Origin of the sequence: Streptomyces sp. NPDC048361 (assembly GCF_040651795.1) — a bacterium.
In the GTDB taxonomy this organism is placed as follows: domain Bacteria; phylum Actinomycetota; class Actinomycetes; order Streptomycetales; family Streptomycetaceae; genus Streptomyces.
Genome location: NZ_JBEZKW010000076.1, coordinates 1 through 22,616, shown reverse-complemented (window position 1 = coordinate 22,616; position 22,616 = coordinate 1). Strand labels below are relative to the sequence as shown.

The window sequence follows — 22,616 nt, the reverse complement described above, 5'->3', positions numbered from 1 at the left end:
TTTCCGTGCTGACACCTCAGGAACTCCAGGCCGCTCGCGACACCGTCATTCCCGACGTGATCGCGGGCGGCTTGTCCGTGCTGTTCTGCGGCATCAACCCCGGCTTGATGTCGGGCGCCACCGGCCACCACTTCGCCCGGCCGGGCAACCGCTTCTGGCCGGTTCTGCACCTGTCCGGCTTCACACCACGGCAGTTGAAGCCGTCCGAGCAGAACGAGCTGCTCTCGTACGGTCTCGGCATCACCAACGTGGTGGCCCGAGCCACGGCCCGCGCGGACGAGATCGACGCCGCGGAGTTCCGCGAGGGCGGCCGCCTGCTGACGGAGAAGGTGGAGCGATTCCGGCCCGCCTGGCTGGCCGTCGTCGGGGTGACCGCCTATCGCACCGCCTTCGGCGACCGCAAGGCTCGCATCGGCCCCCAGGAGCACACGATCGGTGCGACCCGCGTGTGGGCGCTGCCCAATCCCAGTGGTCTGAACGCCCATTGGACGGCGCGGACCATGGCCGAGGAATACGCCCGCCTGCGCCTCGCGGCGCAGAAGCCGCTCGACTAGCTCGGGCGCGGTGGGCGCGGTGGGGATCCTAGGGCGGGGCGATCTCCGTCACCGTAACGCTCAGGTCCCATCCGGGGCCCTCCTCCTCAAGGTCGAGCCCCACCGCGATCCACCGGTCCTCCACATGCCACAGGTGCAGGAAGTCGAAGCCGACGGCGAACTCCGCCCAGGGCTCCGGTATCGCCTCTCCCGCGACCAGCCGGGCCTGTGCGCTCCAGAGGCAGATCCACTGCGGTTCCTGCCAGCGGCGGGTGAGCTCCGCTATCAAGGCGTCGTGGTCGGCGACGCATTGGGCGCGTTGTTCCAGCCGTTGCGCCATGTCCTCCCACTCCTCTTCGTCGGCGCTCAGACACGCGCTGTGGTACCCCGGCCCGCTCACACCCGAGCCGCTGCGGCCGCGCTGTGCCGGGAACTCCCGGGAACGCAGCCGGTCGATGTGCTGGAGATACAGGGCGGTGGTCATGCCGTCAGTAAACCGCCCGGCACTGACAATTGGCGTCGCGTCAGCCGCAGGACGCCGGCCTTCGCGCGGTCAGGCGTCCCGCCGCCTCAGTGCCCACCATCCGGCGCCCGCCGTGAGCAGCGTCCACGCCGCGAGGACGGCCAGTCCGCTCCACGGGCCCAGGGTCCCGGCCGGGTGTTGCAGCAGGATCTGCTGTCCGGCACGGTCGGGCAGGAAGTCGGCCGCTCCGCCGCCCTGTGTCATGTCGCCCACGACGAACGGCAGAATCAGGAACAGCGGCACGAGCACACTGAGCGCGCCGGTGACACTGCGCAGCGCGGCCGCCACCCCCGCCGCGAGGACACTGATCAGCCCCAGATAGAGGGCGCAGCCGATGACGGCGCGCGGTGCACCAGGGTCCCCGATGCCTATCCCGAAGCCCTGGTCCATCAGGGCTTGGCCACCGAGGAAGCTGATCAGACTGGCCACCAGGCCGACGGCGAAGACGCATCCGCCCACCACCGCGAGCTTGGCCCCGTAGAAGACGGTTCTGTCGGGCACGGCCACAAGGGAAACCCTGATCGCGGCGTTCTTGTATTCGCCGCCCATCGCTATGACGCCGAAGATGACGGCGGCCAACTGGCCGAAGTTCAGGCCGTAGTAGGAGAACAGCACGGGGTCGAAGTCGGTGCTGCCGGGCTGAGGGCGGCCGAGGGCGCCGCAGATGAGGAGCGAGAGGCCCGCTGTCGCCACGGGGACCGTCAGCAGGGAGCCCATCAGGGAGCGCAGCGAACGCACTTTGATCCACTCGGTGTGGAGCACTGCGAGAAACGCCATGGGTCAGATCTCCTGGGTCGCGGAGGCCGGGACGGAGGCGGACGCGTACTGCGTCTCGCCTGCGGTCAGATCGAGGTAGGCCTGCTCCAACGTGCCTTCTTCCGTGGCGAGTTCGAGTATCGGAATGCCGGCCCGTGCGGCTAGCGGTCCGATTGTGTCGAGCCGCGCCCCTTCGACCGTCCAGAGCCCGCCCTCCCTCTGGACCGGTTCGAAGCCCTCGCCGAGGAGGAGCTCGCGCAGTCGGCGGCCCTCCGTGGTGCGCAGACGGACCCTGGGTTGGATCCGGGAGTCGATGAAGTCCCGCATGGGGGTGTCGGCGAGCAGCCGGCCCCGGCCGAGGACGACCAGATGGTCGGCGAACGAGGCCGTCTCGTTCATCAGGTGGCTGGAGACCAGCACCGTCCTGCCCTGCCGGGCCAGGCCGCGCATCAACTCCCGTATCCAGATGATCCCTTCGGGGTCGAGCCCGTTGGACGGTTCGTCCAGGATCACCACCGCTGGATCGCCGAGGAGCGCGGCCGCGATCCCGAGCCGCTGCCGCATGCCGAGTGAGAACGTCTTGACGCGACGGCCCGCGACCTCCGTCAGCCCGGCCTCCGCGAGAACCTCCTCCACCCGCCGTGCCGGTATGCGGTTGCTGACGGCGAGGGCGAGCAGGTGGGCGCGGGCGGTGCGGGAGCCGTGCGCGGCCTGGGCGTCGAGCAGGGCTCCCACCGCGCGCAGCGGGTCCGTCAGCTCCGCGTACCGCCGGCCGCCGATCGTCGCGGTGCCGGATGTCGGCCGGTCGAGACCGAGCAGGATGCGCAGCGTGGTGGATTTGCCCGCGCCGTTGGGCCCGAGGAAGCCGGTGACCCGGCCGGGCTCGACGGCGAAGGTGAGGCGGTCCACGGCGCGTGTGGTGCCGTACTCCTTGCAGAGCGCTTGGACTTTGATCCGTGTCATGCCTCGAGCGTGTCCCAACGGCCTGGTCATCGGCCTCCCCCGGCAGAGGGGATCTTCTCCCCCGCGCGGGGGAGCCGCCCGGATCGGCGCGCTGGGACGATGGACGAATGCGCCGCTCCCTTCGCCGGCTGGCTCGCCCGGTCACCTACACACGCTGGCTTCATTTGCTCATCCCGATGGCCTTCGTGGCCATATGGCTGTTCATCACCAGCCAGGTGTACATCCTGGGGCTGTTGGTGGTGCCGCTCGGCCTGATCCCCGCGGTGCGGCTCGAAGAGGGCGTCCAGGCGCAGTTGCTGCTCACTCCGCACGAGCGCGGCAGAGCCGATCCTTCGATCTCCCTGGCGCCGTCGGCCACTTGGCGGGACCGGTGGCGCACCGTGCTGTGGCTCGAGGTCCGTCTCGTGCTGTCCGGGGCGGCCATCGCGGGGACCGTCTGGATACCGTCGCTGGCCGTGGACATGGTGGCGCGCGGTCTTGGTCAAGCGCCGGTCGTCTTCGGGTGGGTGGCGTCCTGGCCTGGGCGCTGGTGGCTCGTGCCGCTCGCGGTGATTCCCGTCGCGCTCATGCCGGTGTGCATGGTGCTGACCGGTGATCTCATCACGTTCCTCGCCCGTAGGCTGCTGGGGCCTTCGGCCACCGAGCGGGTCACCGCGCTGGAGGAGCGCACGGAGCTGCTCCTCGAACGCAATCGCATCGCCCGCGAGATCCACGACTCCATCGGTCACGCGCTGACCGTCGCCGTGGTGCAGGCGGGCGCGGCCCGCGCTGCCAAGGATCCCGCCTTCACCGACCGCGCCCTCCTCGCCATCGAGGAGACCGGCCGGGCGGCCTTGGAGGACCTGGAGCGCGTACTGCTCGTGCTGCGCGAGACGACGCTTCCGGCCAGTAGGCGACCGACGCTTCTGGAGGCGGGCCGGCTCATCGAGTCCGCCCGCGGTTCGGGCGCGGAGGTCGAGGCGGAGTTCTCCGGGCCCTTGGAGCTGGTGCCTGGGCCGGTTTCGCGCGAGGGGTACCGCATCCTCCAGGAAGCCCTGACCAATGTGCTGCGGCACTCGGGACCCGTGCCGGTGCGGATCCGTATGGCCGTGCTCGGACAGCGGCTTGAGATGGATGTGACCAATCCCCTGACGGGTGCGGCGCCGCGAGGCAAGGGCGGCAGCGGTCTGCGCGGCATGCGGGAGCGTGCCGCGCTGCTCGGCGGGGAGGCGGAGACGGGGGCGTACGAAGGAGAGTGGCGGGTGCGGGTGCGGCTACCGCTGGAGACCCCGGTCTGAGGTTGTCCACAGCCCTCGGGCCCCGTCGCGGCCGGCCACTGGAGCCTGTCCGGCGGACGATGCCGGCGAATGCCGTTGAGCGGGAACGGTGGCACCAGTACGTTCGAAGGCCCACATCATCTACTCGCCGGCGTGGAGGAACAGTGCTCAAAGGTATGACGGCCGTCGTCACGGGCGGTTCCCGGGGGATCGGCCGGGCGATTGTTGAACGCCTGTGCCGTGACGGGGCCGACGTGGTCTTCAACTACGCCACCAGCGAGGAAGCCGCGGCCGACGTCGTCCGCGCCGTTCAGACAGACGGCGGCAAGGTCCGGGCGTTATGCCTTGACCTGAAGGAGGCGGACGCGCCGGAGCGGCTGATGGAGGCCGCAGAGGAGCATCTCGGTGGCCTGGACATCCTGGTCAACAACGCGGCGATGGCCTTCAGCCCGGCCCCGCTCGCCCAGACCGAGGTGGAGGTATTCGACAGCGTGATGGCGGTCAATACGAGGTCGGTCTTCCTGACGATGCGTTATGCGGCCAGGCGGATGCGCGACGGCGGGCGGATCGTGAACATCTCCACCATGAACACCGTGCGTCCTGTGCCGGGTATCGGGCCGTACGCCGCAAGCAAGGGCGCGATCGAGCAGCTGACCGCGGTCGTCGCCCGGGAGCTCGGGCCACGGGGCATCACGGTCAACACTGTCTCTCCCGGCGCGACCGACACGGAAATGCTCCGTGGCGCCAACCCCCCGGAGGCGCTCCAGGCTGTCGCTAGGATGACACCTCTTGGCCGCCTCGGGGAGGCATCCGACGTGGCCGCTGTCGTAGCGTTCCTCACGAGTCCGGAGGGGGCGTGGATTACGGGCCAGAACCTGCGGGCAACGGGCGGACTGGCCTGAGTCCGGTACACGGGCACCGGCACCGGCGGCACGGCCGGGTCCGCCGGTCAATGCCTCAACACCAGATGCGACGGTCGGGGACCCCCTAGGCTGGCCCGATGCCGGTATCCGTACTTCTGGTCGACGACGAGCCCCTGGTCCGTGCGGGTCTGCGGGCCGTGCTCGAGGCGCAGCCCGATATCGAGGTGGTGGGCGAGGCGGCCGACGGCGCCGCCGTGATCCCGCTGATCCGGCAGCTGCGGCCGAACGTCGTCGCGATGGATGTGCGGATGCCGCTCATGGACGGCATAGAGGCGACCCGTGCGGTGCTGCGGACCGTCCAGGATCCGCCGAAGATCCTGGTCGTCACCACCTTCGAGAACGATGAGTATGTGTACCAGGCGCTGCGGGCCGGAGCCGACGGGTTCCTTCTCAAGCGGGCCCGGCCTGCCGAGATCGTGCACGCGGTGCGGCTGGTGGCCGAGGGCGACTCACTGCTGTTTCCGGCCGCGGTGCGCGCGCTCGCCGCCGAGTACGGCAACAGCGCCGCCAAGACCGCGTTCGCCGAGGCGGCGCTCACCGACCGGGAGGCCGCGGTGCTGCGGCTGATGGCGCGGGGGCTCTCCAACGCGGAGATCGCCGCCCAGCTCGTCGTCGGCGTGGAGACCGTGAAGACGCATGTCAGCGCCGTTCTGGGGAAGTTGGGTGCCCGGGACCGCACCCAGGCGGTCATCGCCGCGTACGAGTCCGGATTCGTGGCCCCGAGCTGATCGCCTTTCGTTACGGGCCGCCGCTCGCCGTACACCTGACCAGCGAGTACGATCCGGCAGACACGCGCACGAGCTGGGAGGACACACGTTGGGGCGGCTGACCGGCGGGGATCCCTCTCTGCTGCGGAGGATCAATTCCGCGGTGGTGCTGCACGCCCTGAGGGGCGCGGAATCTCCCACACTGACCGATCTGACCCGGATCACCGGTCTGTCCCGGCCGACGGTCGAGGGCGTGGTCGACGGCCTGATGGAGGCCGGGCTCGTCGTGGAGTCGGCGCCCGAGGAGGGTGAGGCCCGGCGTCAGGGCCGCCCCGCGCGGCGTTTCCGGTTCCGGGCCGAGGCGGGACATCTGCTCGGCATAGAGATCGGCCCGCACCGGGTGGCCGCGCTGCTCTCCGGCCTCGACGGCCGGATCTTCGGTGCGGGCTCGCGTGAGGTGCCCGAGGCGGCATCGGCCGACGAGCGGCTCGAACGGGTCCGGGTGACGGTCGCCGATGTGCTGCGCAGGGCCGGTGTGGCGCGCAGTTCGCTGCGCGCGGTCGGGGTCGGCAGCCCGGGCATCGTCGAGGCCGACGGCACGGTGCGGCTGGGTACGGCACTGCCCGAGTGGACCGGGCTCGCCCTGGGTGAGCGGTTGCGGCGCTCGTTCCGCTGCCCGGTCCTGGTGGAGAACGACGCCAACGCGGCGGCCGTGGCCGAGCACTGGAAGGGCGCGGCGACCGACTCCGACGACATGGTCTTCGTCATGGCCGGCCTGAGTCCGGGTGCGGGTTCACTGATCGGCGGCCGGCTGCACCGGGGCTTCGGCGGCGCCGCGGGCGAGATCGGCGCGCTCCATCTCCTCGGCCGCGACGTCACCCCCGAGAAGCTGCTCTCGACCACGGACGAACCGCTGCACCCGCTCGACGAGCAGGCCGTCGCGGATGTGTTCGCGCTGGCCCGGCAGGGCGACGCGCGGGCGCAGGCCGCGGTGGAGCGGTTCCTTCAGCGACTGGTGCACGACGTGGCCGCGCTGGTGCTCGCCCTCGACCCGGAGCTGGTCGTCGTGGGCGGCTGGGCCGCAGGCATCGACGGCGTACTGCAGCCGCTGCGCGAGGAGTTGGCGCGGTACTGTCTGCGGCCGCCGCGCGTGGTGCTGTCCCTGCTGGGTGAGGCGGCGGTGGCGACGGGCGCACTGCGGCTGGCCCTCGACCATGTGGAGGAAGAGCTGTTCGCCGTGGAGGGCACGGTGACCGCGCGCCGCTGAGACACCCGGCGACGCGCCACGGCTTGCACCCTGCACAGATGCGGGCCGCTGAGACATCCGGCGACACGCACCACGGCCCGCACCCTGCACAGGCGCGCCGCCGAAACCCCCCGCGACGCACCACGGCCCGTACCTTGCACAGGTGCGGGCCGCGTCGTGCCGTGGAGTTCAGGAGGCCTGGCGCTGCTGGGCGGTGTGGCTGATCTCCAGGTCGCCCGAGTCGCCGAAGGTGAGGCGGCAGGTGTCCGCGCGGTAGGTGGCGACCGAGACGGCCAGGGTGCGGCCGTCGGCGTGGTACCGGGTGGTCACGACGAGGACGGGGGCGCCGGGCAGCCGGTCGAGTTCCTTGGCGTCGTCGGCGCGGGCCGAGCCCAGCTCCACCGCGCGGTCCTGGCCTTCGAGGCCGAGGCGACGCAGTTCGCGCAGGACGGCGCGGCCGCGGGCCGGGCCGGAGGGCACGTCGATGGCGGAGAGCTCGGGCACCGAGCCGGCCGGAACATAGAGGAGCTCGGCGGCGACCGCCTGGCCGTGGGTCACCCGGATCCGCCGGACGACTTGCATCTCCTCGCCTCCTGCCGCACCGAAGAGGCCGGCGACCGCCGCCGGCGGCACGGCGCTCGACGCGTCGGCGGTCTGCCAGTCGTCGCCGGGCGCGCCGGGCCAGTCGTGCTGGGCGGTGGCGACCGGGACGGCCGTGCGCGGCGGGGCGACGGTGGTGCCGACGCCGCGGCGGCGTTGGAGGCGGCCTTCCAGTTCGAGCTGTTCGAGAGCCTGGCGGAGCGTGGCGCGTGCGACGCCGAACCGGGCCGCGAGGTCGCGCTCGTTGGGCAGGATCTCGCCTACCGCGAAGTCCGAGTCGAGCGCCTCGCTGAGTACCGTCTTGAGGTGCCAGTACTTCGGTTCCGGCACCGTTTCCAGCTGCGTGGTCCCCACCCTGATCCTCCGCAATCGCCGTGTCCGCGGCGGCTTTCCGTGCCCTTGTTTATTAAAGGTTCCTGCACTAACTCTGTGACCATAGGGCGGCCCACCCCCTTGGTCAAGACCAATCCTCGTTCCGTTACGGAGCGCACACGAGGGGTGCCACAGAGCGTTCACGAGACGTTCGTGCCCTCGTGAAGCCCGCGCAGGCGAAGGTCTCCGCTCGGCACCGCGTCCACGCCATGCCCGGAATGTCTATTGAACTCCCGGCTACTGGACGGTAGTTGTTGCTGACAAGTCGTCTAAGCGCGGAGCCCAGGACAGGGAGCAGCCCCATGACCGCAGAGGTCTCGTTCACGATCGACACCCCCCGAGGGCCCCGTCCCACCTCGGTCGCCTATCGCCGCCGGGGCTCCGGCGAACCCCTCCTGCTGCTCCATGGCATCGGTCACCACCTTCAGGCGTGGGACCCGGTCTTCGACCTGCTGGCGGCCGATCGCGATGTGATCGCCGTCGACCTGCCGGGGTTCGGCGCATCGCCCGGACTGCCGGACGGCGTCTCCTACGACCTCGCGGGCGTCGTCCCGGTGCTCGGCGCGCTGTGCGAGGCCCTCGGGATCGACCGCCCGCACGTCGCGGGCAACTCGCTGGGCGGACTGCTCGCTCTGGAGCTGGGGCGCGCGGGGCTCGTGCGGTCCGTGACGGCGCTCTCGCCCGCGGGCTTCTGGACGCCGCCGGAGCGGCAGTACGCGTTCGCCGTGCTGCGGACCATGCGGCAGATCGCGATGGCCCTGCCGCTCCCGCTCGTCGAGCGGCTGTCCCGCACGGCCGCCGGGCGCACTGCTCTGACCAGCACCATCTACGCACGGCCCGGGAGGCGTTCACCGGAGGCCGTCGTCGCCGAGACGCTCGCCCTGTGCGACGCGCCCGGCTTCGCGAAGACCCTCGCCGCCGGGCAGACCGTCCAGGTCACCGAGGACGTGCCCGGCGTGCCCGTCACCGTCGCCTGGGGCAGCAAGGACCGACTGCTCCCGCGCCGCCAGGGCGTCCGCGCCAAGCGCGCCATCCCCGGCGCCCGCCTGATACGGCTGCCCGGCTGCGGCCATGTACCGATGAACGACGATCCGGCCCTGGTCACGCGGGTCGTCCTGGACGGCAGCCGCCCGGTCGGCGTCCCCTTGGGGGCGGCGGCGCAGCTCGCGTGAGCCGTGGGGCCGCCCATAACCATGGCCGTAGACAGGGCCGTGAGCGGGCCTGTCTACGGAGGCGAACACTCCAGGCCATGCCCGGCGGAAAACAGCCAAAAGGGCATCAGAAGCATGCTTAACCCGTCAGTCACAAAGCGTTCGCGATCACGCAACACCGCTCGGTCACAGTAGTGCCATGACTGATACGCACGCCCAGACCTCCGCCCCCGCCACCCCCACCTCCGCCCCGACGTCCGAGAAGCACACCCGCCGTCACGCCTGGCGGCGGGAGTTGGTCGAGCTGGCCGCGCTGTTCACGGCCGTGGCCGTCGCCGACGGGCTCGCGAACCTGGTCGCCCACGGCCCCGACGGTACGTACCTGCTGATCGCCTCGGCGGGTGCGCTCATCGCCACGGCGGCGTTCCACACCTGGTGGGCACGGCGCCACAGCCATGCGCCGCCGCCGGACATCGCCGGTACCGACGCCGCCACCGGCGAGGCGCAGCCCGAAGGCGCGCCCCGCGAGACGACCCTGTGGCGGATGCGGACGACGGTGCGGGACGAGCCCGGCAGTCTCGCGGCGCTGTGCGGCGTGCTTGCCGGACACCGCGTGGACATCCTCACGCTCCAGACGCACCCGCTGGCCGACGGCACGGTCGACGAGTTCCTGCTGCGCGCCCCCGCCCATCTGTCGGCCAGCGACCTGTCCGCCGCCGTCTACGCGGCCGGCGGCGCCGACACCTGGACCGAGCGGGCCGACGCCCATGACCTCGTCGACGCGCCGACCCGGGTCCTCGGGCTCGCTACCCGCACCGCGCTCGATGCCGCGGAACTCCCGTTGGCGCTGCGCCAGTTGCTGGGCCGCTGCACCATCCACTCGCTGCCCGCGGTCTCCCTCACCGGCCGCCCCAACGGCGAGATCGCCCCGGTCGAGGGCGTACTGGAGTCGACCATGATGCGGCTGCGTGACCCGAGCGGTGGCACGATCACCATCGACCGGCCTCATCTGCCCTTCACCCCGGCCGAGTTCGCCCGGGCGCGGGCCCTGGTCGAGCTGGACGCCCGGCTCGGCCCCCGCGTTCCGCGCGGCGAGGACGTGCTGACCCTGCCCGAGGGCAACGAGATCACCGTACGGCGCGCGGACCCGCGCGACCTGGAGGCCGCCAAGGCCATGCACGAGCGCTGCTCCCCGCACACGCTCGGCCTGCGCTACCACGGCCCCGTCGGCGACGCGGACCGCTACCTCGGCCACCTGCTGAGCCCGCGCTACGGCCGCACCCTCGCCGTACAGACCGCGTCCGGACGCCTCGTCGCCCTCGGTCATCTGCTGTGGGACGGCGACGAGACCGAGGTCGCCCTGCTCGTGGAGGACTCCTGGCAGCGCCGCGGCATCGGATCCCACCTGCTGCGCCGTCTGCTCGACCTCGCCGCCGAGGCCCGCTGCGAGAGCGTCTACGCCATCACCCAGTCGTCCAACACCGCGATGGTGGCGGCCATGCGAGGGCTCGGCCTTCCGCTGGACTACCAGATCGAGGAGGGCACCCTGGTGATCACGGCGCGCCTCGCCACGGCGGCATCCCGGAACGCCCCGGAGCGGCGGCCCCACCACGCCGAACGGCGCTGACCCGGGCGCCTTCAATCACGGCGTACCGAACACGACGCGGTGACCGACAGGGGCTCGGGCCCTGATGGGTGGTGACGCGGAGCCCTCGCTCGGAGAGGATGTCCGCATGTCAGTTACTTCCAGCAGTGCGCTGCCCCGCCAGGTCGCCGACGCCTATGTCGACGCGCTCATCGAACTCGACCCGATCACCAGTAGCTATCTGGGCGTCAGGGCGAGCCACGCCCTCCTGCCCGACTTCTCCCCCGCGGGAGAGGCGGCCCTGGCCGACCTGGCGCGCGCCACGCTCGCCCGGCTCGACGAGGCCGAGCGGCAGCCCGGCGCCGACAGCGACGCCGAGCGGCGCTGCGGCCGGCTGTTGCGGGAGCGGCTCACCTCCGAACTCGCTGTCCACGAGGCGGACGAGGGCCTGCGCAAGGTCAGCAACCTCAACTCGCCGGTGCACGACGTGCGGATGGCGTTCACCCTGTCACCGACGGAGACCGACGAGGACTGGAACGCTCTCGCCTCCCGGTTGCGCGCGGTGCCCGCCGCGATCGAGGGGTACCGCGCCTCGCTCGAACTGGGCCTGGAGCGCAAGCTGTTCGGCGGTCCGCTCGCCACCGACACCGTCATCGGACAGCTCGGCGAGTGGGTCGACACCGGCTTCTTCGAGGGGATCGCCGCTCCCGGCCCCGCCTCGCTGCGTGACGAACTCGACGCGGCGGCGGCCGAGGCGTCCACAGCCCTCGCCGCCCTGCGCGACTGGCTGCGCGACGTGTACGCGCCGGCCATCGAGGGTGCACCCGACACGGTGGGCCGCGAGCGCTATCAGCGCTGGTCGCAGTATTACAACGGCACCGCGCTCGACCTCGACGAGGCGTACGCCTACGGATGGTCGGAGTACCACCGGCTGCTCGGCGAGATGCAGACCGAGGCCGCCAAGATCCTTCCCGACGCGGGGCCCTGGGAGGCACTGGCCCACCTCGACGAGCACGGCGCGCACATCGAGGGCGTCGACGAGGTCCGCGACTGGTTGCAGTCCCTGATGGACGAGGCCATCGAGGCGCTCGACGGCACCCACTTCGAACTCGCCGAGCGGGTACGCAAGGTGGAGTCGCGCATCGCGCCGCCGGGAGGCGCCGCGGCCCCGTACTACACCGGTCCCTCGGAGGACTTCTCGCGCCCCGGCCGCACCTGGCTGCCCACCATGGGTGAGAACCGTTTCCCCGTGTACGACCTGGTGTCGACCTGGTACCACGAGGGTGTGCCCGGCCACCACCTCCAGATCGCGCAGTGGGTGCACGTCGCCGACCAGCTCTCGCGCTACCAGGCCACCGTCGGCCACGTCAGCGCCAACGCCGAGGGCTGGGCGCTGTACGCGGAGCGCCTCATGGACGAGCTGGGCTTCCTGACCGACCCGGAGCGCCGGCTCGGGTACCTGGACGCCCAGATGATGCGTGCCTGCCGGGTGATCATCGACATCGGCATGCACCTGGAGCTGGAGATCCCGGCGGACTCGCCGTTCCACCCGGGTGAGCGCTGGACGCCGGAGCTGGCCCACGCGTTCTTCGCCGGGCACAGCAGCCGGCCCGCCGACTTCGTACAGAGCGAGCTGATCCGCTACCTGTCGATGCCGGGGCAGGCCATCGGCTACAAGCTGGGCGAGCGCGCCTGGCTGCTCGGGCGTGCGAACGCGCGGGCCCGCCACGGTGACGCCTTCGACCCGAAGGCCTGGCACATGGCGGCGCTTTCGCAGGGCTCGCTGGGCCTCGACGACCTGGTCGACGAGCTCTCCAAGCTCTGAGACCGCGGCGGGGGCGGTCCGTTCGACGGGCCGCCTCCCGCACGCCGGTTCAGCAGCCGCAGTCCTCCCCCGCGCCGACCGGCGCGGTGAGCGGGTCGGCGGCGCGCCGCTCGCCGCCCTCCCACGTCTCGAACGCGAAGCCCTCGCGCACCCAGTACTCGAAGCCGCCGAGCATCTCCTTGACCTGGAAGCCCAGTTCGGCGAGGGCGAGGGACGCGCGGGTGGCGCCGTTGCAGCCGGGGCCCCAGCAGTACGTGACGACGGGGACCGCCTTGTCCAGCAGTTGCTCGGCCTGTTCGGCGATGAGCGCGGTCGGCAGGTGGACGGCGCCGGGTACATGGCCCTGGTCCCAGGACGCGGTGGAACGGGAGTCAAGGACGACGAATCCCGGGTCCCCGCCGGCCGCGAGCGCGGCCGCGACGTCGGAGACGTCCGCGTGGAAGGCGAGGCTCGCACGGAAGTAGGCGGCGGCCTCCGCGGGGGCGGCCGGGGCCACCCGCAGGACAGCGGATTCGGGGGCGGTGAGCTGTGTCGTCATGGCTGAAAATCTACGGGCCGGTGATCCACTCCGAGAAGGTCCGATCCCCGGGGCATCTCTTGTCGCGCCGCGGATTTCACGGTTGTGTGGGGCCATGACCACGTATTCCCCCGACGCCACCGACTGGCGCATCCTGGAAGCCCTCCAGCAGGAAGGACGGGCCAGCTACGCCGAGCTGGCCCGGACCGTGTCGATGTCGGCGAGCGCCGTCACCGAGCGCGTACGACGCCTCGAAGAAGCCGGGGTGATCGCCGGCTACACGGCCGTCGTCGACCAGGAACGTCTCGGCAGGCCCATCCTCGCCTTTGTGCGCCTTCGCTATCCGAACGGCCATTACAAGCCGTTCCACGAACTGGTGGAGGCGACCCCGGAGATCATGGAAGCCCACCATGTGACGGGCGACGACTGCTTCGTCATCAAGGTCGGCGCCCGCTCGATGAGCCACCTGGAGGAGATATCCGGGAAGATCGGCACGCTGGGCGCGGTGACGACGAGTGTGGTGTATTCCTCACCCCTGCCCCGGCGGTCGATCGGACGCTGAACCGGCCCCTCGCAGCCGTACCGTCGAGCCCGTCCGGCCTTTGACCACTTCCAGTTGGGCCGGGATGCGGCGGCGCAGGTCACCGACGTGGCTCACGATGCCTACGCTGCGGTCGCGTTCGCGCAGGGAGTCCAGTACGTCGAGGACCTCGTCCAGGGTCTGGTCGTCGAGGCTGCCGAAGCCCTCGTCGATGAACAGGGTGTCCAGGCGGGCGCCGCCCGCCTCGTCGGTGACGACGTCCGCGAGGCCGAGGGCGAGGGCGAGGGAGGCGAAGAACGTCTCGCCGCCGGACAGCGTCGCGGTGTCGCGTTCGCGGCCCGTCCAGGCGTCCACCACGTGCAGACCGAGGCCTGAGCGGCCCCTGCCGCCCCGGGCGTCGGAGTGGACCAGCGTGTACCGGCCGCCCGACATGCGCTGGAGCCTGGCGGTGGCGGCGGCCGCGACCTGTTCGAGGCGGGCGGCCAGCACATACGACTCCAGGCGCATCTTGCGCTCGTTGTCGGCCGAGGTGCCCGCGGTGAGCCCGGCCAGGCGGGCCACCCGCTCGTACTCTTCGCGCAGCGGGCCGATCCTGCGGGTCTCCTCGGTGGCCCGGCCGCTGAGGCCGTCGAGTTCGGTGGCGCGGGCGCGGGCCGCCGAGAGCGTGGAGGCGGCGTCGCGCAGGGCGCGTTCGGCGGCGGACGCCTCGGCCGCGCACTGCTCGGCGCGGGCGGGCGGCGCCGCGCCCGCCGCCGCGGTCTCCGGCTCCGCGAGGCGTGCGGTGACGGTGGCGTACGCGTGCTGCCACTCGTCGATGCGGTGCTGGATGGAGCGCTGGCCACGCTCGTCGATCAGGGCCGCCGCCACGGCGTCGGGGGTGTCGAACCCGGCGCGGAAGGCCGCCTGCGAGAGCCGTCCGTCGGCTTCCTTGAGCCGCTCGGCGCTGTCCTCGACGGCGCGGACCGCCTCCGCCGCCCCGGCGACGATGTCCGCCCGGTGTTCGAGCAGCGCGGCCTGCTCCGCGACGCTCGCCGCGCCTGCCCGCACCCGTCCCAACTCCGTTTCCAGACCGGCCTGTTCACGGTCGAGTGCCTCACGGCTCGCGGTGCGCGCGGCCACGCTCTGCTGCGCGGCGCGCTGGGCGGCGAGGCGCTGCTCGTACTCGCGCTCCGCAGCAGCGAGCGACACCTGGGCCTCGTGCAGTCCCGCGGCGGCCTCCCGTGCGGCGGCGTGCTCACGGCGCAACGCGTCGGCCTCGACCGCGAGTTCGGCGACGCTCGCCGTGCCCGCCTCGACCAGGGCGCCCGCGAGCTCCTCCCGTACGAGGGCGAGAGCGGCCTCGGCATCGACGCGGGCCGCGTCGGCGTCCCGGTGGGCTCGCTGTGCGGCGTCCTCGGCCGCGCGGTCGACCTGGCCCGTGCCGGGGCGCGCCGGGGCGGGGTGTTCGGCCGAGCCGCACACCGTGCACGGCTCACCCTCGCGCAGTCCCGCCGCGAGCTCCGCCGCGATGCCCCGCAGCCGCTCCTCGCGCAGCGCCAGCCAGTGTTCGTGGGCGGTGTTGGCCGCGTCCCGGGCGTCGGCGTGCCGCTGTCCGGCCGTGGCGAGGCGGGCCTGTGCCGCGTCGCGTTCGCGGGCCGCTTCGAGGCGGCGCCGGGCCGGTTCGAGCCGGCCCGCGAGGTGTTCGGCGCGGGCCGCGGCCTCGTGGGCGGCGTCGATCCGTGCCTGATGGGCGAGCCGGGCGCTCTCCCAGCCGGCGAGCCATGCGGCCGTGTCGGTGAGGATCTCCTCGTCGGCGCGGGCCCTCAGGTCGAGGCCGGCGCGTTCCTCGTCGATCTCGGCGCTGCGCCGCTCGGCTCTGCGGGCCGAGTCCAAAGCGCCGAGGTCCTGGCGCATCCTGCGTTCCAGGGCGGCGAGTTGCTCGGCGCCGGCGTCGGCGAGGTCGGGGTGGAGCCGGGCGCGGGAGCGGTCGCGTTCGGCGGTGGCCGTGCGGTGGTCGCGCTGGGCCTGCTCCCACCATTCGAGCGCGGGCGAGACGAGTTCCGCCTTGCGGGCCGTGTCCAGGCGCGCCTTCAGCGTCTCCTGCTCGGGGCGGGCGGCGGTCAGCTCCTCGGCCCTGGCGTGGGCCTGCGCGTACCGCTCCTGGAGCGCGGCGAGCTGCCGCGCCTCCTCGGCCGCGCGCCGGGCGGCGGCGTTCCGGCTCTCGGCGGCGTCCACGGCGGCCGCTGCGATGTCCAGGCCTTCGCGCGCGCCGGCCCGTGCGACGGCCGCCCACTGGAGCACGTCCGAGGCGAGTCCCGGGTCGCCGGGCCGGGCGTCGGGCAACGGCCATGCGCGGGCGTCGGCACCGGTACCGGCGGCCTGGGCCATCCGCTGGGCGAAGGCGAGCAGGCGTTCGTGACCGTCCTTGACCTGGCGTTCGGCGGCCCGGCGCAGGTCGGCGAGGCGGTCCTCGACGGCGGCGAACCGGCGGGTGTCGAAGAGCCTGCCCAGCAGCCGGCCGCGGGCTTCGGCGTCCGACCTGAGGAACTTGGCGAACTCCCCCTGCGGCAACAGCACGACCTGGCAGAACTGCTCCCGGCTCATCCCTATGAGTTGCCCGAGCTCCTCGCCGATCTCCTGATGCGAGCGGCTCAGGGCCCGCCAGGCGCGGCCGGCCGGATCGTACTCGCGCAGCCAGGTCTGCGCCTTCTCCGTGGTGAAGCCGCTGCCGCGCTTCTTGGGCCGGTCCTGCTGGGGGCGGCGGGTGACCTCCAACCGCCGCCCGCCGACGGTCAGTTCGAGCAGGACCTCGGTGAAGACGGTGGGTTCGGCGTGGTCGCTGCGGAGCACGGTGCCGGGGCTCTGGCGGGCGCCGGGCACGGCTCCGTACAGGGCGAAGCAGACCGCGTCGAGGACCGAGGTCTTGCCGGCGCCGGTGGGTCCGTGCAGCAGGAAGAGGCCGGCCGACGACAGTGCGTCGAAGTCGACGTCCTGGCTCCCGGCGAACGGTCCGAAGGCCGTGACCCGCATACGGTGCAGCCTCACCGGGTCACCTCGCGCACACCGTCGTCGACCCGCACGGCGTCGAACGCGCCCTGCAGGACCGCCCGTTCACCGTCGTCGGGGCCGCTGCCACCGCGTACGTGCGCCACGAAGTCCTCCGCGATCTGCTGGTCGCTGCGGCCGCTGAGCCGCTGTGCGTACGAGGCGTGCGGGTCGCCGTCGGTGTGTTCGGGGTCGAAGACCAGGCTCAGGGTGTGCGGGAAGCGGGCGCCGATGCGGGCCATGGCGTCGGTGGGGCGCACGGCGTCGGTCAACGTGGCTTCCACCCAGGCCTGTTCGTGCCGGGTCAGGGCGGGGTCGTCGAGGAGCGCGTCGAGGTGTCCCCGGATCCGGGCAAGGGGGCGGGGCACCGGGCAGTCGACGCGTTCGGCGGTGACGGCGCCGTCGTCGGCGAGGTCGACGAGCCACATGGACTTGCGGTGGTTGGTCTCGGAGAAGGAGTAGGCGAGCGGCGAGCCCGAGTAACGGACCCGCTCGGTGATCGTCTGGCTGCCGTGGAGGTGGCCGAGGGCCACATAGTCCACGCCGTGGAAGACGCCGGCGGGTACCGCGGCGACCCCTCCGACGGTGATGTCGCGCTCGCTGTCGCTCGGCTCGCCGCCGGCCACGAAGGCGTGCGCGAGGACGACCGAGCGGGTGCCGGCGGGGCGGTGTGCGAGGTCGGCGCGCACCCGGTCCATGGCGGCGCCCAGCACCGCCTCGTGGCCCCCCTTGGGCGCGGCCAGTTCGTCGCGGACCAGGGCGGGTTCCAGGTAGGGAAGCCCGTAGAAGGCCACGTCGTCGAGCAGGACCGGGGTGCCGCACCCGGCGGGGTCGGTCCGCAGGTGGATACCGGCGCGCTCGATCAGGCCTGCTCCCACGCCGAGGCGGCGGGCCGAGTCGTGGTTGCCGGAGATCATCACGGTCGCGACCCCGGCGGCGGCGAGGCTGTGCAGCGCCCGGTCGAACAGGTCCACGGCGGCGAGCGGCGGCACCGCGCGGTCGTACACGTCACCTGCCACCAGGACGACGTCGACGCCGTGGTCGCGCACCGTCGCCACCAGGTGGTCGAGGAACACGGCCTGCGCTTCCAGCAGGTCGACCCGGTGGAAGGACCGGCCCAGATGCCAGTCCGAGGTGTGGAGAATCCTCACGACACCGCTCCGACCTGCATGTTTCCCCTCGCCTCTCCCGGTGCCCACTCCGGCCGCCGCCTGCCCCGCCACCATCGCGGACCCCGCTGGTGCAAGCCGGCACCTGGCCCCTCACGTCCCTCAGTCTGACATCGGTACCGGGGGTGCCGTGGCCGGAGTCGTGATCAGCGTCCTGATCACGGGGTGGGGGGTGCCGGGGAGGGGACCCGGTCCGCGTACTCCGGCCTCAGCCGTCGCCGTACGCCTCGCCGCCGAGCTCCAGCGTGGCGGTGCCGGCGGTGGCGTCGGCGAGCCAGGCCCGGAAGGTGTCGATGTCGGCCTCGGGGAGCCCGATGCCGATGGTCACGGCTTCCCCGTAGTGGACCTCGCGCACCGCGTGGCCGGTCGCCCGCAGGTCGTTCTCCAGCCGGCCGGCGCGCTGGTGGTCGACGGTGACGGTGGCCAGCCGGAAGCGGCGGCGCACGATCGTGCCGACCGCGTCCAGGGCTTCGCCGACCACACCCCCGTACGCCCTGATCAGACCGCCCGCGCCGAGCTTGACCCCGCCGAAGTACCGGGTGACGACGGCGACGGCGTACCGCACCTCGCGCCGGGTGAGCATCTGGAGCATGGGCACCCCGGCGGTCCCGCCGGGTTCGCCGTCGTCGCTCGCCTTCTGCACGCCGGCGTCGGCGCCGATCACATACGCGAAGCAGTGGTGGCCCGCGGCCGGGTGCTCCTTGCGGATGCGCGCGATGAACGCCTGCGCTTCCTCTTCGGTCGCGGCGGGCGCGAGCGCGCAGATGAAGCGCGACCTGCTGATCTCGCTCTCGTGCACGCCTTCTCGGGCGATCGTCCGGTACTGCTCCTGCATCCGCCCACCCTAAGCGCCCCCGTGCCCGCCCCGCCCCGGCGGACCGGGGCGGGGCGGGCATCGGCGGTGGCTACCGGGTCAGCAGCCCATCGGCGACCGCGGACGGCACCGGCGCGAGCGGCGCGGGCCGGGTGGTGAAGGTGCCGCGGCCCTGGGTGCGGCCGCGCAGCCGGGAGGCGTACCCGAAGAGCTCGGCGAGCGGCACCGTCGCGGTGATCACCGCGGACCCAGCCGTCGCCGTGGACGCCGACACCTGGCCGCGGCGGGACGCGAGATCCCCGAGGACGCCACCGACGCCGTCCTCGGGGACGGTCACCGTGACCTCGACGACCGGCTCCAGGAGACCGGTCACCGAGGCCCTCAGCGCCTCGCGCAGCGCGAACCGGCCCGCCGTGCGGAACGCCATCTCCGAGGAGTCCTTGGAGTGGGTCGCGCCGTCGGTGAGCGTGACCCGCACCCCGGTGACCGGGTACCCGCCGAGCGGGCCTTCGGCGAGCGCGTCACGGCAGCCCGCCTCCACGGCGAGCACGTACTCCTGGGGCACCCGGCCGCCGGTCACCGCCGTGCGGAACGCGAACCCCGTCTCGTCCATCGGCTCCACATCGAGGACGACGTGCGCGAACTGCCCAGCCCCGCCGTCCTGTTTGACGTGCCGGTACCCGAAACCTCGCACGCCGCGCACCACCGTTTCGCGGTACGAGACCTGCGGGCGGCCGACGACGACCTCGACACCCTGGTCGCGGCGGATCTTCTCCACCGCCACCTCCAGATGCAGTTCGCCGAGGCCCGACAGGACGGTCTGACCGGTCTCCGGGTCGCAACGCACCACGAGCGAGGGGTCCTCGTCGGCGAGGCGTGCCAGCGCCGTGGCCAGCCGGCCGGTGTCGGCGGACAGCCGGGCCTCGACGGCGACCGACACCACCGGCTCGGCCACCGAGGGCGGTTCGAGGAGCAGCGGCGCGTCCGGCGCGCAGAGCGTCGTGCCGGCGCGGGCGTGCTTGACGCCGGCCACGGCGATGATGTCGCCTGCCATCGCTTCCTCCCTCTCCTCGTGCCGGTCGGCCTGCACGCGCAGGATCCGGCCGACCCGTTCGGTGCGACCCGTCGCCGCGTCGCGTACGACATCGCCCTTGCGCAGGGTGCCCGCGTAGATCCGCACATAGGTCAGGCGGCCGCGCGCGGTGGCGCTCACCTTGAAGGCGAGGGCCGCGAGCGGCTGGTCCGGGTCGGGTGCCCGCTCCAGTTCGACGCCGTCGGCGGTGCCGCGTACCGGCGGCATGTCGGCGGGCGACGGCAGATAGGCGACGACCGCGTCGAGCAGGGGCTCGATCCCGCGGTTGCGGTAGGCGGAGCCGCACAGCACCACCACCGCGTCCCCGGCGAGCGTCAGCTCGCGCAGGGCGCGTACGAGGGTCTGTTCGGTCAGCGCCGATGCCGCGCAGAACTCCTCCAGGGCGTCCGGGTGGAGCTCCGCCACCGTCTCTTCGAGGAGGCGGCGGCGTCGCACGGCTTCGTCGAGCAGGTCCGCGTCGACCGGGCCCGTGGCGCACACGTCGTCGTGCCACCGCAGGGTGCGCATCCGCACCAGGTCGACGACGCCGGTGAACGCGTCCTCGCCCCCGATGGGCAGCTGCACCACCAGGGGTACGGCGCCCAGCCGCTCCCGGATGGAGGCGACCGCCGTATCGAGGTCGGCGCCCGCACGGTCCAGCTTGTTGACGAAGGCGAGCCTGGGCACGCCGTGCCGGTCGGCCTGGCGCCACACCGACTCGCTCTGCGGCTCGACGCCCGCGACGGCGTCGAACACCGCGACGGCGCCGTCGAGGACCCGCAGGGACCGCTCGACCTCGTCGGCGAAGTCGATGTGGCCCGGGGTGTCGATGAGGTTGACGCGGTGTCCTTCCCACCGGCAGCTCACGGCCGCCGCGAAGATGGTGATGCCGCGGTCGCGTTCCTGTGCGTCGAAGTCCGTGACCGTCGTGCCGTCGTGCACCTCACCCCGCTTGTGGACGGCGCCGGTCGCGAAGAGGATCCGTTCGGTGACCGTGGTCTTGCCCGCGTCGACGTGGGCGAGGATGCCGAGGTTGCGGACGGTGGTGAGGGAAGTCGTGGTGCGGGGGCGCCCGTTGGTGCGCATGGCCGGAGCCTTTCGGGTGGCTTCGCTCGGGGACCGAGCAAGCGGAAGGTGAAGAGGTCGGCGCGATCGCGGACGACGTCGGCTCTGTCGCAGCAGCTGTGCGGCACAGCAAGCAAGGCTGCCGACAGGCAAGTTGACGTAACAAGCTGACGTGGCGTCAGGTACAGACGGTGAAGGCCGCGCAGCCGTCACCGGGCGATGCTGGACACCAAGATCACGTCGTACCGGGCCGGGAGGGCGAGAGCCGCGGTGTGGTGCTTGCGCATGGCCCGGCTCCCCTTCTCTTCACTCGACACCCGTCACGGGCCGCGCACACCCGGTCGGTGGCGCGTGGCCCGAGTCTAGGGAGCGGGGCGGGGCGCAGGCACGCGGTTTTCCGCGGCACGGACCGTCGGCGGGGGCCACCGGAGGCAGCCGAACGTGGCGCACACGCAAGCGGACGGTGTAGGCATGGCCCCAGTGACCAGTTCCGACATCCCACCCCAGGAGGCCCCCGTGCACGCCGATCAAGACACCGTCCGCAAGATCCTCACCGACACCGGCCCCACCTGGGCCGTCGTCGGGCTGTCCTCCAACGAGGGGCGGGCCGCCTACGGTGTCGCCCGTGTCCTGCAGCGGTTCGGCAAGCGCATCGTGCCGGTCCACCCCAAGGCCGAGACCGTCCATGGAGAGCAGGGGTACGCCTCCCTCGACGCCATCCCGTTCCCGGTCGACGTCGTGGATGTGTTCGTGAACAGCGACCTCGCCGGCGCGGTGGCCGACCAGGCCGTCGCCATCGGCGCCAAGGCCGTCTGGTTCCAGCTCGGCGTCATCGACGAAGCGGCCTGCGAACGCACCCGCGCGGCCGGGCTCGCCATGGTGATGGACCGCTGTCCCGCGATCGAGATCCCCCGCCTCGGCTGAGCGGATCCCGCTCGCCCGCGCATTCGACGAGTGCGGGTATGTACCACTGAATCGCACACGCTCATACTGGCGCCAACCAGACCTAGGGGGAGGCGCCAGGTGGGGGAGCTGATTCGTACCGGGGACGGGCGGGACTTAGCGGTCGAGAATTACGGGAACCCGCAGGGCAGACCGGTGTTCCTGCTGCACGGCACGCCGGGGAGCCGGCTGGGGCCCGCGCCGCGCAGCGCGGTCCTCTACCGCCTGGGCGTGCGCCTGATCACCTTCGACCGGGCCGGGTACGGCGAATCGGACCGGCTGCCGGGACGCCGGGTGGCCCATGCGGCGGCCGACGTGGCAGCGATCGCCGACGCGCTGGGCATCGACGAGTTCGCCGTGGTGGGGCGCTCCGGTGGCGCGCCGCACGCGTTGGCCTGTGCGGCGCTGCTACCGGGCCGCGCGGTGCGGGCCGCCGCGCTCGTGGGGCTCGCGCCGCGCGACGCGCAAGGGCTCGACTGGTTCGAGGGAATGACCGAGTCCAATGTGCGGGAGTACATCAACGCGGCTGCGGGAGAAGGCCAGTTGACGACCGCCCTGGAGATGCGGTCGATCACGATCCGGTCCGATCCCCGGCGTCTGGTCGCCGAGATGCGGCCGGGTCTGCCGGGCCCGGACCGCGGCATCGTCGCCGACGCGGGGATCCGGGTCATGCTGGAGCGCAACTTCGAGGAAGGGCTGCGCAGTTCGGCCGGCGGGTGGGTCGACGACGTGATGGCGTTCAGCACCGACTGGGAGTTCCGCCCCGAGGACATCGCCGCACCGGTACTGCTGTGGCACGGCGAGCAGGATGTGTTCGCGCCCGTGCAGCACACGCGCTGGCTCGCGGAGCGGATCCCCGGCGCCCAGTTGATCGTCGAGCGGGGGGCCGCTCATTTCGGGGCGCTGCGGGTCCTCACCCGCGTCCTGAGCTGGGCCACTCGGTGAGTTCGGGGACGCGCCCGGGCCGTGGGCCCCAGCGCTCCCGGTGAGGCCGGGGGCGCGCCGGCGACGACGACCGCGAGCACGGTGGTC

The 22,616-nt window shown here is 72.6% G+C and carries 20 protein-coding genes; 11 read left to right on the top strand and 9 right to left on the bottom strand.

The window, feature by feature from the left end; genetic code table 11:
• Positions 1-8: 8 nt before the first annotated feature.
• The gene (mug, locus tag AB0D31_RS30480; RefSeq protein ID WP_362729101.1) at positions 9-554 is read left to right on the top strand and encodes a G/U mismatch-specific DNA glycosylase; all 546 of its coding nucleotides are present in this window, start codon (positions 9-11) and stop codon (positions 552-554) included.
• A gap of 28 nt (positions 555-582) precedes the next feature.
• Here the strand turns inward: mug and AB0D31_RS30475 are convergent, their stop codons facing one another.
• The 3 genes from AB0D31_RS30475 to AB0D31_RS30465 all read right to left on the bottom strand — a co-directional run bounded on the left by AB0D31_RS30475 (position 583) and on the right by AB0D31_RS30465 (position 2,775).
• The gene (locus AB0D31_RS30475; protein ID WP_362729086.1) at positions 583-1,017 is read right to left on the bottom strand and encodes a hypothetical protein; all 435 of its coding nucleotides are present in this window, start codon (positions 1,015-1,017) and stop codon (positions 583-585) included.
• Positions 1,018-1,086: 69 nt separating this feature from the next.
• Positions 1,087-1,833 carry an ABC transporter permease gene (locus AB0D31_RS30470; RefSeq protein WP_362729084.1) on the bottom strand — a complete coding sequence of 249 codons (747 nt, stop codon included), beginning with the start codon at positions 1,831-1,833 and terminating at the stop codon, positions 1,087-1,089.
• A 3-nt stretch (positions 1,834-1,836) separates the two neighbouring features.
• Positions 1,837-2,775, bottom strand: a complete 939-nt coding sequence (locus tag AB0D31_RS30465) for an ATP-binding cassette domain-containing protein (protein WP_362729082.1) — start codon at positions 2,773-2,775, stop codon at positions 1,837-1,839.
• Between the two features lie 107 nt (positions 2,776-2,882).
• Here AB0D31_RS30465 and AB0D31_RS30460 point away from each other — a divergent pair, with 107 nt between their 5' ends.
• The 4 genes from AB0D31_RS30460 (at position 2,883) to AB0D31_RS30445 (ending at position 6,928) form a co-directional block, all read left to right on the top strand.
• On the top strand, positions 2,883-4,052 hold the full coding sequence (locus AB0D31_RS30460) for a histidine kinase (protein ID WP_362729080.1): 1,170 nt from the start codon (positions 2,883-2,885) through the stop codon (positions 4,050-4,052).
• A 155-nt stretch (positions 4,053-4,207) separates the two neighbouring features.
• Positions 4,208-4,933: an SDR family oxidoreductase gene (locus AB0D31_RS30455; RefSeq protein ID WP_362729079.1), complete on the top strand. Its 726-nt coding sequence runs from the start codon at positions 4,208-4,210 to the stop codon at positions 4,931-4,933.
• A 98-nt stretch (positions 4,934-5,031) separates the two neighbouring features.
• Positions 5,032-5,682, top strand: a complete 651-nt coding sequence (locus AB0D31_RS30450; protein WP_362729077.1) for a response regulator transcription factor — start codon at positions 5,032-5,034, stop codon at positions 5,680-5,682.
• An 88-nt stretch (positions 5,683-5,770) separates the two neighbouring features.
• Positions 5,771-6,928, top strand: a complete 1,158-nt coding sequence (locus AB0D31_RS30445; RefSeq protein WP_362729075.1) for an ROK family transcriptional regulator — start codon at positions 5,771-5,773, stop codon at positions 6,926-6,928.
• 168 nt (positions 6,929-7,096) lie between these two features.
• On the opposite strand, the gene AB0D31_RS30440 is transcribed toward AB0D31_RS30445, so the two are convergent.
• Positions 7,097-7,861 carry a GntR family transcriptional regulator gene (locus AB0D31_RS30440; protein WP_362729073.1) on the bottom strand — a complete coding sequence of 255 codons (765 nt, stop codon included), beginning with the start codon at positions 7,859-7,861 and terminating at the stop codon, positions 7,097-7,099.
• 320 nt (positions 7,862-8,181) lie between these two features.
• On the opposite strand from AB0D31_RS30440, the gene AB0D31_RS30435 reads away from it, so the two are divergent.
• From AB0D31_RS30435 to AB0D31_RS30425, 3 genes are all read left to right on the top strand, one after another.
• Positions 8,182-9,051, top strand: a complete 870-nt coding sequence (locus AB0D31_RS30435) for an alpha/beta fold hydrolase (protein ID WP_362729071.1) — start codon at positions 8,182-8,184, stop codon at positions 9,049-9,051.
• Positions 9,052-9,229: 178 nt separating this feature from the next.
• On the top strand, positions 9,230-10,657 hold the full coding sequence (locus AB0D31_RS30430) for a GNAT family N-acetyltransferase (protein ID WP_362729069.1): 1,428 nt from the start codon (positions 9,230-9,232) through the stop codon (positions 10,655-10,657).
• 106 nt (positions 10,658-10,763) lie between these two features.
• The gene (locus AB0D31_RS30425; protein ID WP_362729067.1) at positions 10,764-12,440 is read left to right on the top strand and encodes a DUF885 domain-containing protein; all 1,677 of its coding nucleotides are present in this window, start codon (positions 10,764-10,766) and stop codon (positions 12,438-12,440) included.
• A 49-nt stretch (positions 12,441-12,489) separates the two neighbouring features.
• Here AB0D31_RS30425 and AB0D31_RS30420 read toward each other — a convergent pair whose 3' ends face one another.
• On the bottom strand, positions 12,490-12,978 hold the full coding sequence (locus tag AB0D31_RS30420) for a rhodanese-like domain-containing protein (RefSeq protein WP_362729065.1): 489 nt from the start codon (positions 12,976-12,978) through the stop codon (positions 12,490-12,492).
• A gap of 94 nt (positions 12,979-13,072) precedes the next feature.
• Here AB0D31_RS30420 and AB0D31_RS30415 point away from each other — a divergent pair, with 94 nt between their 5' ends.
• Positions 13,073-13,519: an Lrp/AsnC family transcriptional regulator gene (locus tag AB0D31_RS30415; protein ID WP_362729063.1), complete on the top strand. Its 447-nt coding sequence runs from the start codon at positions 13,073-13,075 to the stop codon at positions 13,517-13,519.
• Here the strand turns inward: AB0D31_RS30415 and AB0D31_RS30410 are convergent.
• The 4 genes from AB0D31_RS30410 to fusA all read right to left on the bottom strand — a co-directional run bounded on the left by AB0D31_RS30410 (position 13,487) and on the right by fusA (position 20,663).
• The gene (locus AB0D31_RS30410; RefSeq protein ID WP_362729061.1) at positions 13,487-16,522 is read right to left on the bottom strand and encodes an SMC family ATPase; all 3,036 of its coding nucleotides are present in this window, start codon (positions 16,520-16,522) and stop codon (positions 13,487-13,489) included. The two genes, AB0D31_RS30415 and AB0D31_RS30410, sit on opposite strands and share 33 nt — an antisense overlap.
• Positions 16,519-17,673, bottom strand: coding sequence for an exonuclease SbcCD subunit D (locus AB0D31_RS30405; RefSeq protein WP_362729060.1), 1,155 nt, complete (start codon positions 17,671-17,673; stop codon positions 16,519-16,521). Before AB0D31_RS30405 ends, AB0D31_RS30410 begins: the two co-directional genes overlap by 4 nt.
• Positions 17,674-17,899: 226 nt before the next feature.
• The gene (locus AB0D31_RS30400; protein WP_362729058.1) at positions 17,900-18,526 is read right to left on the bottom strand and encodes a YigZ family protein; all 627 of its coding nucleotides are present in this window, start codon (positions 18,524-18,526) and stop codon (positions 17,900-17,902) included.
• Between the two features lie 70 nt (positions 18,527-18,596).
• Positions 18,597-20,663 (bottom strand): elongation factor G, encoded by a 2,067-nt coding sequence (fusA, locus tag AB0D31_RS30395; protein WP_362729056.1) that lies wholly within the window; start codon positions 20,661-20,663, stop codon positions 18,597-18,599.
• A gap of 495 nt (positions 20,664-21,158) precedes the next feature.
• On the opposite strand from fusA, the gene AB0D31_RS30390 reads away from it, so the two are divergent.
• Positions 21,159-21,566 (top strand): CoA-binding protein, encoded by a 408-nt coding sequence (locus AB0D31_RS30390; protein WP_362729054.1) that lies wholly within the window; start codon positions 21,159-21,161, stop codon positions 21,564-21,566.
• A gap of 99 nt (positions 21,567-21,665) precedes the next feature.
• A complete protein-coding gene (locus AB0D31_RS30385; RefSeq protein ID WP_362729052.1) occupies positions 21,666-22,529 on the top strand; it encodes an alpha/beta hydrolase in 864 nt (287 codons plus the stop codon).
• Positions 22,530-22,616: the final 87 nt, after the last annotated feature.

What these genes read in the sequence shown, in the direction of transcription:
- AB0D31_RS30475 (WP_362729086.1), bottom strand. Translation starts at nt 1,017, where the DNA reads ATGACCACCGCCCTGTATCTCCAGCACATCGACCGGCTGCGTTCCCGG.
- AB0D31_RS30470 (WP_362729084.1), bottom strand. Translation starts at nt 1,833, where the DNA reads ATGGCGTTTCTCGCAGTGCTCCACACCGAGTGGATCAAAGTGCGTTCG.
- AB0D31_RS30465 (WP_362729082.1), bottom strand. Translation starts at nt 2,775, where the DNA reads ATGACACGGATCAAAGTCCAAGCGCTCTGCAAGGAGTACGGCACCACA.
- AB0D31_RS30460 (WP_362729080.1), top strand. Translation starts at nt 2,883, where the DNA reads ATGCGCCGCTCCCTTCGCCGGCTGGCTCGCCCGGTCACCTACACACGC.
- AB0D31_RS30455 (WP_362729079.1), top strand. Translation starts at nt 4,208, where the DNA reads ATGACGGCCGTCGTCACGGGCGGTTCCCGGGGGATCGGCCGGGCGATT.
- AB0D31_RS30450 (WP_362729077.1), top strand. Translation starts at nt 5,032, where the DNA reads ATGCCGGTATCCGTACTTCTGGTCGACGACGAGCCCCTGGTCCGTGCG.
- AB0D31_RS30435 (WP_362729071.1), top strand. Translation starts at nt 8,182, where the DNA reads ATGACCGCAGAGGTCTCGTTCACGATCGACACCCCCCGAGGGCCCCGT.
- AB0D31_RS30430 (WP_362729069.1), top strand. Translation starts at nt 9,230, where the DNA reads ATGACTGATACGCACGCCCAGACCTCCGCCCCCGCCACCCCCACCTCC.
- AB0D31_RS30425 (WP_362729067.1), top strand. Translation starts at nt 10,764, where the DNA reads ATGTCAGTTACTTCCAGCAGTGCGCTGCCCCGCCAGGTCGCCGACGCC.
- AB0D31_RS30420 (WP_362729065.1), bottom strand. Translation starts at nt 12,978, where the DNA reads ATGACGACACAGCTCACCGCCCCCGAATCCGCTGTCCTGCGGGTGGCC.
- AB0D31_RS30415 (WP_362729063.1), top strand. Translation starts at nt 13,073, where the DNA reads ATGACCACGTATTCCCCCGACGCCACCGACTGGCGCATCCTGGAAGCC.
- AB0D31_RS30400 (WP_362729058.1), bottom strand. Translation starts at nt 18,526, where the DNA reads ATGCAGGAGCAGTACCGGACGATCGCCCGAGAAGGCGTGCACGAGAGC.
- fusA (WP_362729056.1), bottom strand. Translation starts at nt 20,663, where the DNA reads ATGCGCACCAACGGGCGCCCCCGCACCACGACTTCCCTCACCACCGTC.